This window comes from Rhodopseudomonas sp. B29 (assembly GCF_000333455.1).
Classification (GTDB): Bacteria; Pseudomonadota; Alphaproteobacteria; order Rhizobiales; family Xanthobacteraceae; genus Rhodopseudomonas.
The window spans coordinates 1-12,861 of sequence record NZ_BADD01000346.1; the positions used below are offsets into that span (position 1 = coordinate 1).

The 12,861-nt window shown below is 62.8% G+C and carries 10 protein-coding genes and 1 pseudogene; 5 read left to right on the top strand and 6 right to left on the bottom strand.

Annotated elements, in window-relative coordinates; translation table 11 throughout:
- The 4 genes and pseudogenes from I5M_RS12435 to I5M_RS12450 all read left to right on the top strand — a co-directional run.
- Window positions 1-326, top strand: a pseudogene (locus I5M_RS12435) (sigma-70 family RNA polymerase sigma factor); the annotation flags it as partial.
- Between the two features lie 663 nt (window positions 327-989).
- Window positions 990-1,256, top strand: coding sequence for a DUF4160 domain-containing protein (locus I5M_RS12440; protein WP_022721700.1), 267 nt, complete (start codon window positions 990-992; stop codon window positions 1,254-1,256).
- Entirely contained in the window at window positions 1,234-1,515 is a 282-nt protein-coding gene (locus tag I5M_RS12445; protein ID WP_244431990.1) for a DUF2442 domain-containing protein, read from the top strand. Before I5M_RS12440 ends, I5M_RS12445 begins: the two co-directional genes overlap by 23 nt.
- 224 nt (window positions 1,516-1,739) lie before the next feature.
- Window positions 1,740-2,114, top strand: a complete 375-nt coding sequence (locus tag I5M_RS12450) for a hypothetical protein (protein WP_022721702.1) — start codon at window positions 1,740-1,742, stop codon at window positions 2,112-2,114.
- A gap of 1,153 nt (window positions 2,115-3,267) precedes the next feature.
- On the opposite strand, the gene I5M_RS12465 is transcribed toward I5M_RS12450, so the two are convergent.
- From I5M_RS12465 to I5M_RS12490, 6 genes are all read right to left on the bottom strand, one after another.
- A complete protein-coding gene (locus I5M_RS12465) occupies window positions 3,268-5,418 on the bottom strand; it encodes a P-loop NTPase fold protein (protein ID WP_022721704.1) in 2,151 nt (716 codons plus the stop codon).
- Between the two features lie 816 nt (window positions 5,419-6,234).
- Window positions 6,235-6,918: an HAD-IA family hydrolase gene (locus I5M_RS12470; protein WP_022721705.1), complete on the bottom strand. Its 684-nt coding sequence runs from the start codon at window positions 6,916-6,918 to the stop codon at window positions 6,235-6,237.
- A complete protein-coding gene (locus tag I5M_RS12475) occupies window positions 6,915-7,124 on the bottom strand; it encodes a cysteine-rich CWC family protein (protein WP_022721706.1) in 210 nt (69 codons plus the stop codon). The genes I5M_RS12470 and I5M_RS12475 overlap by 4 nt, the downstream gene beginning before the upstream one ends.
- 346 nt (window positions 7,125-7,470) lie before the next feature.
- On the bottom strand, window positions 7,471-8,418 hold the full coding sequence (locus I5M_RS12480) for an aldo/keto reductase (protein WP_022721707.1): 948 nt from the start codon (window positions 8,416-8,418) through the stop codon (window positions 7,471-7,473).
- 90 nt (window positions 8,419-8,508) lie between these two features.
- On the bottom strand, window positions 8,509-9,369 hold the full coding sequence (locus I5M_RS12485) for a 1-acyl-sn-glycerol-3-phosphate acyltransferase (protein WP_022721708.1): 861 nt from the start codon (window positions 9,367-9,369) through the stop codon (window positions 8,509-8,511).
- Between the two features lie 195 nt (window positions 9,370-9,564).
- A complete protein-coding gene (locus I5M_RS12490; protein WP_244431991.1) occupies window positions 9,565-10,425 on the bottom strand; it encodes an AraC family transcriptional regulator in 861 nt (286 codons plus the stop codon).
- 229 nt (window positions 10,426-10,654) lie between these two features.
- On the opposite strand from I5M_RS12490, the gene I5M_RS12495 reads away from it, so the two are divergent.
- A complete protein-coding gene (locus I5M_RS12495) occupies window positions 10,655-12,769 on the top strand; it encodes a molybdopterin-dependent oxidoreductase (protein ID WP_022721710.1) in 2,115 nt (704 codons plus the stop codon).
- Window positions 12,770-12,861 lie beyond the last annotated feature (92 nt).

Here is a 12,861-nt window from a genome sequence, read left to right on the forward strand (position 1 = left end):
TCGCTCGAAACCCCGGTCGCCGATGAGGAAGACAGCCATCTCGGCGATTCATCGAGGACAAGAACGCGGTGCTGCCGATCGACGCCGCGATCCAGTCCAACCTGCGCGAGACCACCACGCGCGTGCTCGCCTCGCTGACCCCGCGCGAAGAACGCGTGCTGCGCATGCGCTTCGGCATCGGCATGAACACCGACCACACGCTGGAAGAAGTCGGCCAGCAGTTCAGCGTCACCCGCGAACGCATCCGCCAGATCGAGGCGAAGGCGCTGCGCAAGCTGAAGCATCCGAGCCGCAGCCGCAAGCTACGCTCATTCTTGGACAACTAAGCAAGCCGGACCGCGTCCGGCGAAGCCCCTTGGCGAAGCCGGATAACTGATCACCTCATCGCGTCATGGCCGGGCTAAGTCCCGGCCATTTCTTTTTTCGCGAGCCTCTCGGTCCCCCTCCCCCTTGCGGGGAGGGTCGGCCGAGCGAAGCGGAGGCCGGGGGTGGGGGTCCACGAGTCGCAGTGCCCGTGACCCCCACCCCCGACCCAGCCGCAGCGCGCTCCCTCTCCCGCTTGCGGGAGAGGGTTGGGGTGAGGGCGACGCGAGCACTGTGCTCGTGGCCCCCCACCCCCGACCCTCCCCGCAAGGGGGAGGGGAGAAGACGCTGCCGTAGCTGCGCATCGACCGGATGAAGCGAAGGGTAATCCGGGGACGCTCACGACCTGGATTCGCTCAGCTCCTTGCAAACTAAGCGTGCCACAAGAACACCCTCCCCTGGAGGGGGAGGGTCGCTCGCGTAGCGAGCGGGGTGGGGTGGCGAAGTTATGAGACGTCGTGCCCGCGGCTCACCCCACCCCGTCCCGCATCTCGCTGCGCGGTCTGCGTGCCGACCCTCCCCCTCCAGGGGAGGGTGACTTAGTTTCGACCTCTTGCGCGTATCGCGGCGACTTCGACGTTGATAGTTTGCACGCCATTTCAAATCTGCGGCGAAGGTTTTTCGCTATGCCGACGATTGCCTGGTTCTACGGTATTGCTATCAGGATGTATGTCCGCGACCATCCGCCGCCGCATTTTCATGCCATCTATAGGGAGTCTGAAGCCTTCGTTTCGATCGAATCCGGCGAGGTGATCGAAGGGCGCCTTCCGGCAGCCGCGGCGAGGCTCGTGAAAGAATGGGCACTGGCGCGACGCCAGCAATTGCGTGATAATTGGAGCCTCGCACGAGCCGGCGAGCAACCTGAAAGGATTGCAGGCCTCGATGCTGACTAAGGTCACCCATCTGGACAAGCTCGGCGGCCACCGGCTGCGGGTGAGGTTCAACGACGGCAGCGAAGGTGTCCACGATTTCGCGGGTGATGTTGCTGCGCCGGGATCGCTGTTGATGCCGTTGCGCGACGAAGCTTACTTCGCCCGTGTGTTCCTGGACTTCGGCGCTCCGACCTGGCCGAACGGATTCGACATCGCACCGGAATGGCTGCGCCGCGAAATGGAACGCGCCGGCGAACTCACCCGCGTGGCCGCGGAATAGCAGCCTCCGGCCGCGGCGCTTCCACGTTCCCCACGTCCCCAACCGCAAGCCGCAGCGCGCCCCCTCTCCCGCCTGCGGGAGAGGGCTGGGGTGAGGGCGACCCAAGCACTGACTCGCCCATTCGCCGCGTCACGCCGCCCGTCAACAACCGCACGCCGTGCCCGCGATTTCCGCGCTATCATCCCGCCGTTTGTCCTCACCAACCGCATTGCACGGAGACTCCCATGGCCCAGATGCTCGCGCCCGTAAACTTCACCGACACCGACCTGCCCTCCGCCGGCGGCGGCGCCGCGCCGTTCGGCGGCGGAGTGGCGCAGGTGATCAATCCGTGGCGCTGGTTCACCAGCGTGGTCGGCAATCAGTTCAGCCTGCTGTCGATCAATCTCGGCCGCTCCTCGGCGCCGCAGCTTGAGGCGCAAATCCTCGACGAGGTCGGCTCCTACGGCCGCCAGCTCGGCCGCATCGGCGAGGCGCTGGAGGTGCTGGTCAAGGAATTCCCCCGCGAAGGCCTCAGCGACCACGCGCTCGCCGCGCTGGAGGATTTCTCGTCGCAGATGCGGGAGGTGAAGCGGATCAAGGAGAAAGGTCAGGGAGCGTAGGGCGGGCGCCACGCAGCCGTAGGGTGGGTTAGGCGAAGCCGTAACCCGCCGCCTTCACCCGCCGCGCTGGGGCCGCAGACAATCTAAACTCTTCGAGGTTGGGATGAAGATGTTCATCGGCATTTTGGTCATGCTACTGATAGGCGCCCATGGCGTTTACAGTCTGGTTCAGTGGTATGACACTGGTTTACTCTGGGCAAATTTTAGGGCGCCGGGCGAGCCAAATAAGTATCGGTTGGTCTCGTATGACGACCACCCCTTCACCTTCGTGGCTCTGTTTGGTGTCCACCTGTTCTCTTTAGCCTGGGGCGTTGTCGGGTGCGTCGCCGTCGCTCGCCAACTTCCTAAATGGATAGGTGACCGTAGTTCCAGCTTGTAGCCCGGATTTCGCTTCGCTCGATCCGGGTTGCGCTCGCTACAGGTTCTCATCAGGATCAATCAGCTAGTCCTCGACGTTCGGAGATCGCAATGCGGTCCATAGGCATATTTGTAATAATCTTGCCATGCGTAGCTTTGTTATATGTGGTCATTGGACTTTGGCGATTGGGGTATCGTTCATTCGACGAAATGGACTGGAATCGAGATGGCTCAACATCCCTCTCGGAGATCATAACGGCACTGGATGTCGTCAAGGTTCAAAGCCGTGATCGATCAAATTGCATTGAGTACGTCGATGCAAAGACTGGAAGTCACGTTTATGCGGTAGTCTGTAGCCCGGATGAAGCGAAGCGCAATCCGGGACAACGGTAGCTCCCGGATTTCGCTGCGCTCCATCCGGGCTACGCTCGCTGACTCGGCAAGTGTAAAGAGAACGGCCGGTCGACGGCCGCCGCTTGTGGCTGCGCTCATCGACGGAAGCGAAGGCGTCCGCGATCTGTCGGATATCCTGAACTCCGACGGCCGATGCCAGCGCCGCTCCGCGGTCCGGCCACCTGCGCCCGCGCCTTCGTCGAGATGGGCGCGCCGACCTGGCCCAACGGCTTCGACCTCGACCCGATCTAGCTCTACGTCGAACTCCGGGACGCAGGCGAATTGTCCCGCGTGGCGGCGGAGTAAGCGCCGTAGGGTGGGTTAGGCAAAGCCGTAACCCATCATCCACACTGCGGCGCACGACGGCTTCGGCTTGTGTGCTCTACAGTATTACTTCAAAGGTTTAATCCTCGTTCGTGCTCTTCCTATTCCAGTTATCAAGAAAATCTTCGACCGTAATTAGGGTATCGCGGTCGACTGTTCTCTCGGTCCCGAATCTTTCCAGTGCCTTTCGAAAAGCCTCAACATCTAAAATGTTCGTTTTATCGCTAATCTGGACGATGGTGGTTGGCGTTGATACGCGATCCTCTAGGGCTCCAAATCCTCCCATTCCCATTGACCATGATTGACTAGTAAACCCGCGCGCAAGAATGACAAGCGCTTCAGGGTCAGAAAGAAGGCTGTCTGTCCACCTGCGGACTTCTGAGGGGTCGTTGTCCAAGAAATCGCGCCAGCGATATAGTATGTAAACTAAGTCTCGATGCAACAGCAGAGACCTGTCGGCTGCGGCTGATCGGATGGCACGAAGAGCGTGCATGCTTAGGTTAGGTAGTAGATCTTGGCTGACTAGACAGTCCTCTTCATTTCTTTGCGATCCGTCACGTTCACGATACTGAGACCTTGCTGAGCTTACGAAGTCGACCAGCCAACCAATCGAGGCCGAGGTTAGGGCGTTCATATACATCTCGCTACGCTCGGCAATCGTAAAACGATCATCCGTCAGACGACGGATGAGCCAATGAAAGCGAAAAGTCGTGTTGGCAATTGCCATGAAACCACGATCTTCGTCTTTCTCCAGATCGATTTCATCGTGTATTTCAAATAATGAAGCCAACAGTGTGGAGACATCCTCTTTTTTGACGCTGAGCGCATGCGTCGTCAGCTCATCCAGATATACCGGAATTAGTGAGGTGCCATTGCGGCGTTCTGTTTGCGCTGCTTTTCGCATCGTTGCTTGCACAAATTCCCTTTCGTTTGACCGGGCGATGAGAGTCTTGATGCTCTCCAATGAGATCGTCTCATCACTTAGTGATAGGCGGAAGTATGTATCGAAATGACACTCTATACAGACGCGCCGCTCCGCGTCCCACTGTCGCTGAAACCCATCTCCGTATCCCATCGACTCCAAACGGGGGAATAGTCGAAGCAATGCTCGCTTGCCGACCTCACGTCGGGTCTCGGGGACCTCTTGCAGAAAGGAGTCAAAGCGGCGCTCATCGCGCTGGTCAGGATCGCCTTGCCTGCGCGTGCCGCAAACTGAAGCCCTCTCAGCGCGGATCGCCCTAAAAAGGGTCGGTTCATAAAGCCGGAGCGTTTCAAGAGCTATGAAGTCGGCCAGGCTGACTTCGTTGGCAATTGCTGGCCAAGTCACACTGATGGCATTCTGAAAGCGGGTAACATGACGTGGTGATGTGATGTAAGGGGCTACTACATCGTAGAAGACGTTCATGGTGCGTCGGATCTGATGCTGATCGGGCGAACCGCAAATGCGCTGCAATGATGATAGAGTGGCGTTATTTAGATCGGTCTGCATTGGGGCGGGAAGTTCGAAGCCGGCCTGGATTATCTTCTCCAGAAAGTGTGGCCCTTCGGAAGGGTACCGCGCCTCTACTGCCTTGTCGGCGAGCAATCGATCGAAGACAAGTAGATACATCACATTTGGCAGTTGCCCGACGGACTTTACTAATCGAAATACTGAAATGGCCTCTTCCGGGTTAAGGCGATCAATATCGTCGATGATGATCAAAAATCGCCGGTCTTCCGCTTCGAGTACCTTCGATAATTTCTTGAATGTCTTTTCAACGGAGTTTCCGTCGGGGAAGAATGCGCTCATGAATTTTGAGGCGCCTGGAATCAATGCTGCCAAAGGACTTCCGCTTGCCAAAGACACGGCCGTCCCAATGACCGGGCCAGCTTGGAGCAGCCTTTGCGCCAGCGATGGGACAAGGTCTTTGACTTTGTCGCCAAGTTTGTCCCTCAAAGTTGAATGCAATTCCTGAAGGAAGGCCAAGGCAAGCGCTTCTTCGCCTCTGTACCACCAGCATTTAAAATCACTAACGACAAGTTTTTCATCGCCTATGTTGTTGAGTTCCTTTCTAATGAGATTTACGGCACTACTTTTCCCAAATCCCCAAGCTCCATTAAGGGCGATTGTCGTGCCAATTGGCTTATTGATATTCACTAAGCTCTTAGCGAGAGCTTTGGCAAATGGCGTTATGCCGTAGCAATCATCTTCGAAATCTTCGATTGGGCTATCATTGTAGTAGTCTGTCATCGTCTTGTTCCAAATAATGAATCAAATCTGCTAATGCCATTTGGAGGCAGCGTCTCAATCCGAGTATCCTGACATCGCAGCCATGGAAGAATCGACGGGATAACGGCCATTATGGACATAGAGCTAACGATCATCTCTTGACAATCTTCCGGTGCGGTATATATTCCTATCCATCCCGTCCCAATACCGAGGGGCGGCTCGCGATCGTCACTAGTCGCGGGGCGGGGTGCGGTGGACGCGGCAGCGTCGGGCGCGGAGGGAAGGCGGTTGGGGACCGCGGGGCTTAAGTCCGATGGGCTTGCCTCGGGGTTTATGGAGCCGGCGACCACCACGCTGACGACGACGCTGTGCGGTGCGGGCCGGGGCGGAGATGCGCCCCACTCGGATCGCCTTTGCGCGCCGGCCCAAATCGTGTGGTCCCGACGCCCGTCGCTGGCGTCAAGGTATGGAGCGCCTGCGCGCCGACCGGTCGCAGGAAACCACCGGACAGACGCTGGCTGCGAACAGTCAGTCTCTTCCGGGCAGCTCAGTTCCGACGGTGACGAACCCAAGCGAACAACGCCACCGGGGAGAGCACGAAGCAAGCCGGAAGCCCACCGCGTGCGGAACGCCGGACGTGTTCGGTGCGCCGTGGTGACTAACTCGTGCGCTTGTTTTCATTGCGCATGAGGCTGCGGACGCACCCTGCGTCCGGCGTTCCGCGCGCCCTCGTTTCGGGCGCGGCGCGAAGGGGCAGGCGCCCCGGCCGCGCAAAGCCTTCCTGCCTCGGGCGCGCCCGCGCCGTCCAAACAACAGGGAGGATGACGCATGCCCGGTTCACGCCGCGACGAAGGTGCCGCGCGCCTGCAACAGCGCCAGCACGGCGTGCAGGTCGGGCAGCACCGCGGCGCATTGGCTGCGCGTCCCTTCGTCCGGCTGCATCATGTCGGGCACCATCAGGGTGATGGTGCCGGCGGCGCAGGCGGCGGCGACGCCGACGCCGGAATCCTCGATCGCCACGCAGGCCGTCGGCGCCGCGTTCAGCCGCTGCGCGGCGAGCAGATAACCGTCCGGCGCCGGCTTGCTGCGTTCGACATCGTCGCGGGTCAGGATGGTGTCGAAGCGCGCGCGCAGCCCGGCCAGTGTCAGATGCTGCTCGGCGGTGCGGCGCGACGACGAGGTGACCACCGCAGTCGGGCAGCGCGCCGCCGCCAGCGCGTCGAGCAATTCGCAGGCGCCGGGCTTCACCGGCAGGCCCTGCGCAAAGCGCTGGTCGCGCCGGTCGGCAAAGGCGCTGCCGATCGCCACCAGCGGCAGATCGCGGCCGTAGGTCGCCACCATGATGGCGTTGCACTCCGGCCCCGGCAGCCCGACCATCCGGTCGCAGGTGGCGCGCGCATCGGGCAGGCCGAATTCGGTCAGCACCTCGGTCAGGCTCTCGATATAGACGCGCTCGGTGTCGACCAGCGTGCCGTCCATATCGAGCAGCACCGCGGCGATCTGCCAATCCCGTCCGCTCACGAGGCGCGGCTCGCTTTGGCGGCTTCGCGCAGGCAGTCCGGGCACAGGCAATCGGCCGCATCCGACGGCATCGGCATCTTCACCGGCTCCGCCGCGCACCAGCAGTCGCCGTCCATGGTGCAGCCGAATTCGGCGCCGCAGCCGGCGCAGATCAGCCGGCGCGGAGCGGGCGGGGGCGTGGTGGAGGGAGCAGGGCGCAGCGGCATCGGTGTGGGCTCGGAGTTGGTGGCTCAGCGTACCGCGCCGCGGCGCGAAGGCAATACGCGGAAGGGTGAAGCCTCTCTGCTGTCATTCCGGGGCCCCGCGCAGCGGCGAACCCGGAATCCATGCGCCCTGTGCCGGTTGTTAGGCATAGCGACTCACGCCTCGCCCCAAAACAATCGCTGCGGCGTATGGATTCCGGGCTCGCGCTTCGCGCGCCCCGGAATGACGAACGAGACGGAACGTAGGGCGGATAAGCCGAAGGCGTCATCCGCCATGCGGCGGGCAAGGCGGCGGGCATTTGGCGGGTTGCAAAGCGAGGAACGGCGGATGGCGCTTCGCTTATCCGCCCTACGGCGCTCCCTTTGTAATTTTATCGATCTCCGCCAGATCCTCGTCGCTCAGCTCCCAGCTCGCGGCCTTCACGTTCTGCTCGATCTGCTCCGGCGTGGTGGCGCCGGCGATCACGCTGGAGACCTGCGGGCGACACGCCAGCCACGAGAACGCCAGCTCGAGCAGCGTCTTGCCGCGCGCCTGCGCGAACGCCTTCAGGGCATCGACGATGTCGAGATTGCGCTCGGTGAAGTAACGGTCGCGGATCGCCGGCATCTTGGCGAAGCGCGTATCGGCGGCGATCTCGGCGCCGCGCTGATACTTGCCGGTGAGCAGGCCGCTCGCCAGCGGAAAGAACGGCAGCAGGCCGAGGTTGTATTCTTCCGCCGCCGGCAGCAGATCGCGCTCGATGTCGCGCACGACGAGGCTGTATTCGTCCTGGCACGACACGTAGCGCTCGGTGCCGAGCGCGCGCGCGACGTATTCGGCCTCGGCGACGCGCCAGGCCGGGAAGTTGGAATTGCCGATGTAGCGCACTTTGCCCTGGCGGATCAGGTCGTCGAGCGCGCGCAGCGTCTCGTCGATCGGCGTCAGCTCGTCGTAGTCGTGCTGCTGATACAGATCGATGTAGTCGGTCTTCAGCCGCGTCAGGCTGGCCTCGACCGCCTGCATGATGTAGCGCCGCGACGCGCCCTGTTTGGTGCCGTCGGTCGTCATCGGCTTGGAAAATTTGGTCGCCAGCACGATGTCTTTGCGGCGATCGCCGAGCACGTTGCCGAGCACGGTCTCGGAACCGCCGCGGCCGGCGTAGATGTCGGCGGTGTCCAGCAGCGTAATGCCGAGATCGAGCGCCTTGTAGATCACGCGGCGCGAGGTTTCCTCGTCGGTGCGCTGGCCGAAATTGTTGCAGCCGAGGCCGACGACGGAGACGCGCAGGCCGCTGCCGCCGAGATTACGAATGAGCATGAGAGAATCCGTGCGAGAGGGAGCGCGCATTGTGGCGTGCGGCCCTCTGCGCCGCAAGTCGGCGCGATCACACGACGGCGCGAGGAAAACTCAGGCCGGCTGCGCCGCAGGTGTGATCGTTTCGGGCGCGACCGGCTGCGGTGCGTAGGCGCCCTTCACGCCGGCGCGGCGCGCGGCTTCGCTCATGCGGCGGACCGACTGCTCGGCGTCGCGGGTGATCGCTTTGCGATCCGCCGCCGCGGACGTCGCGATGGCGTCGCCCCAGCTCACCGTCACGTCGATGGCGCCGGCGGCGAGCAGGCCGATGAAATGCGGGATCAGGTCGGCGTCGCCATACCACGCCACGCGTTCGCGCAGCTCGCGGCCGATCGGCAGGCCGCCGAACGCCGTGTAGGTGATCGCCATTGGTTGAACTGTAATGGGCTGCACGTCGATGCCCTGCGCGTCGTCACCGAGCGCGTGATGCACCGCGCCGACCAGCGCCGAGCGGAACGGCAGCACGCGGCTGCCGTCGGAAGAGGTGCCCTCGGCGAACAGGATCACCGCGTCGCCGCCGCGCAGTCGCTCGCCAATCTCCTTCGTCGCATCGCCGGTGCGTTGCCGCGCCAGCCGGTCGACGAAGATGGTCCGCTGCATCCGCGCCAGCCAGCCGAACACCGGCCAGGTCGCGACCTCGCTCTTGGCGACGAACACCGCCGGCGTCACCGCCGAGATCACACAGATGTCGAGCCAGGAGACGTGATTACTCAGCATCAGCACCGGCCGGTCGTGGCCGAGCGGTTTGCCGACCTGATGAATGCGCACGCCGATCAGCGCGCAGACCAGGCGGTGATAGAGCTGGGGAATCGTCCGCTGCCAGCGCAGATGATAGCGGCAGGCGAGAATGTGAAATGGCGTCAGCAGCAGCGTCAGCGGCACGACGGCGGCAATGACCAGGATGAAGCGCAGCATCGTAACGATCTTTATCAATGGTGCTCAAAAAGGTGCGGCCCCGGTCAGACGCGGCGACTGACGGGGACCGCTGGGCACGCTGATCGGCGACGGGGGGCCTCGATCAAACGCGGGCAAAACCTATCGGTACATTGTTACACGGCAATGACGCGGCGAATGCAGTTCTGGGCGCCGAAGTTGCTCGTCCGCCGCGGCTCAGCTCGTGAACTTGCGATGTTCGGCGCGGTACAGACTCGGCGTCGTCCCCACCGCTTTGCGGAAGGCGCGGTTGAAGTTCGCCTGCGAGGAAAATCCCGTCGCAAAGGCGATCTCGGCCAGCGACTGTCCGTCACTCGCGAGCAGCTGCTTGGCGAGATCGAGGCGCTGCCGGCTGACATATTCGTGCGGCGCGCAGCCGGTCGCGGCCTTGAAGCTACGCGAGAAATGCGCCGGGCTCATGCAGGCGATCGAGGCGAGATCGTTGACGGTGAAGTCGCGCTCGGCGGACGAACTAATAAAATCGGTGACGCGTGCCAGCCGCCGCGCATCGAGCGGGCGGTTCACGACCTGCGTCTGCTTCAGGCGAACCGCTTTCTCCGCGTATGTATGCACCAGATGCGCCGACAGCGCGCGGCCGAGGCTTTCGATCAGCAGACGCCCGGTCGAGGATTCATTCGTGAGCTCTTGAAGGATGCGATCGGCGACGTGTTCGATGAAGATGTCGTGGTCGATGGCCTCGTAGCGGATCGCCATGCCGGCGGGATCGATGTCCATGTCCTGCAGCATGGTGTCTTCGAACGGCCGGCCTGGCACGAAGATGTGCAGGCACTCGTGCATCGCGCTCTCGACCCGGATGAAATCCTCGCGGATCCCGGCCGGGCACAACCACACCGTGCCGCGCCGCCCATGCGTCCGCTGCCGCATCCCGGCGCCCTCGCGGTCCACCACCGAACTGCCGCGGAGCAGCACCGCGATCTCGGTGTCGCGCGGCAGCAGCGACGGCAATTCACCGGCCTCGTGGCTCCAGCGCTCCGCGAGCAGATGAGACCAGCGCCGGTCGTTCGAAGTCTGGAGCATTCTGCCGGTAACATATTTATCGACAGAATTGCCGAGCATCCCCATCGTGAATCTCCACAGATTGACGCGAGTGCAGGCAAGGGTATTCCAGGTAAGCAATTACCATGCCACGAATGGGGCTTTCCGTCCACGGCAGATTTGGAAAACAACCAAGCAGGTTTGGAAAAGCCATCCCGGCCCGGGTGCCGCATCCTTGCGCATGTTCTGAACGTGCACACGGAGGAGACACATGGCCCGCACCACCGTCGTAGGCGCCTGCCCCCACGATTGCCCCGACACCTGCTCGATCCTGACCACCGTCGAGGACGGCAAGGCGATCGCGGTACGCGGCAATCCCGATCACCCGTTCACGCGTGGGCGGCTGTGCGTGAAGGTCAACAACTACGAGGAGCGCGTCTACAGCGACAAGCGCGTGCTCTATCCGATGAAGCGCGTCGGGCCGAAGGGCACCAAGCAGTTCCAGCGCATCAGCTGGGACGAGGCGATCGACACCATCGCGTCGCGGTGGAAGACGATCATCGCCGAAGACGGCGCGCAGGCGATCCTGCCCTACAGCTATCTCGGCACCCAGGGCGTCATCAACGGCCTCAATGTCGGCGATCCGCTGTTCAACAAGCTCGGCGCCACCGTGCTGGAACGCACGTTCTGCGATTCCGGCTCCTGCACCGCCTATCTGTTGACGATCGGTCATACGCCGGGCGTCGATCCGGAAAGCTTCGTGCACTCGAAGTACATCATTCTCTGGGCGTGCAACACGCTCAGCACCAATTCGCATCACTGGCCGTTCATCGAGCAGGCCAAGAAGAACGGCGCCAAGCTGGTGGTGATCGACCCGGTCAAGACCCGCACCGCGCGGCTGGCAGACTGGCATATTCAGATCCGGCCCGGCACCGATGCGGCTTTGGCGCTGGCGATGATGCACGTGATCATCAAGGATAACCTGGTCGACCGCGATTACATCGACAAGCACACGGTCGGTTACGACGAACTGGCCGAGCGCGTCGCGACCTACACGCCGGAATTCGCCGCGCAGGAGACCGGCATTCCGGTCGACGACATCCTCAAGCTGGCGCGCGAATATGCCACGACGCCGCCCGCAGTGGTGCGGATCGGCGTTGCGGTGGAACGTCATGCCGGCGGCGGCCAGACGGTGCGGGCGATCGCCTGCCTACCGGCGCTGATCGGAGCGTGGAAGCACGTCGGCGGTGGTCTGCTGCAGCTGCCGATTTGGGCCTTCCCGGTGAAATGGGAAGTGCTGATGCGGCCCGAACTCGCGCCGGAAAAGATGCGCGTGCTGAATTCGTGGCGGCTCGGCGCGGCGCTGACCGGCGAGCTCGGCTTCGATCCGCCGATCAAGGCGCTGTTCGTCTACAACGCCAATCCGATGGCGATGGTCACCGAGCAGGACAAGATCGAGAAGGGGCTCGAACGCGAGGATCTGTTCACGGTGGTCAGCGAGCATTTCATCACCGACACGGCGAAGTACGCCGACATCGTGCTGCCCGCGACCACGCAGCTCGAACAGAAGGACATCATGTTCTCCTGGGGGCATCTGTACCTGTCCTACAACAATCAGGCGATCGAGCCGCTCGGCGAAGCGGTCCCCAACACCGAGCTGTTCCGCCGCCTCGCCAAGGCGATGGGCATCACCGACCCGAGCTTCTTCCGCACCGACGACGAGATGATCGAGGCCGCGCTGGATTGGACCAATCCGGTGCTGCAAGGGATCACGCTGGAGGAGGTCAAGGCCCAGGGCTATTCGCGGCTCAACATGCCGGCGCCGGCCGACTGGGCGCCGCATCGCGACGGCAATTTCCCGACCGCCACCGGCAAAGTCGAGTTCAAGTCGACCATCGCGCAGGGTGGCAATTTCGTCGCGCCGCTGTTCCGGCAGGGCTATGGCGGCGATCAGGACGGCTCGCCGATCGATCCGTTGCCGCACTACATCTCGCCGAACGAAAGCGCCCGCACCGCCCCGCATCTGGCCGAGCGCTATCCGCTCAGCCTGATCTCGCCGAAGAGCCACGCCTTCCTCAACTCGAACTACGGCAACCTGCCGGCGCAGACCGCGCAGGCCGGCGAGGAGCAGGCGGTGATCCTCAACCCCGACGACGCCGCGCATCGCGGCATCGAGGCCGGCGCGCCGATCCGCGTGTTCAACGATCGCGGCTCGTTCGAGGCCTATGCGACGGTGTCGGCCGACGTCGTGGTGGCGCCGTCGGGCTATTGGCAGCGCTCCAACCGCAAGGGCGCCACCGTGCATGCGTTGACTCCGCCGGCCTTCGCCGATCTCGGCCGCGCGCCGACGTTCTCCGACGTGCTGGTGCAGGTCGGCCGGATGTAGTTCGGCGCCTGCCACTCGAGGCCGACGCCGCGCGGCGTCGGCCATCTCTTCGTCTCACCACTGGAATTCCGACGATGACTCACGTCGTAACC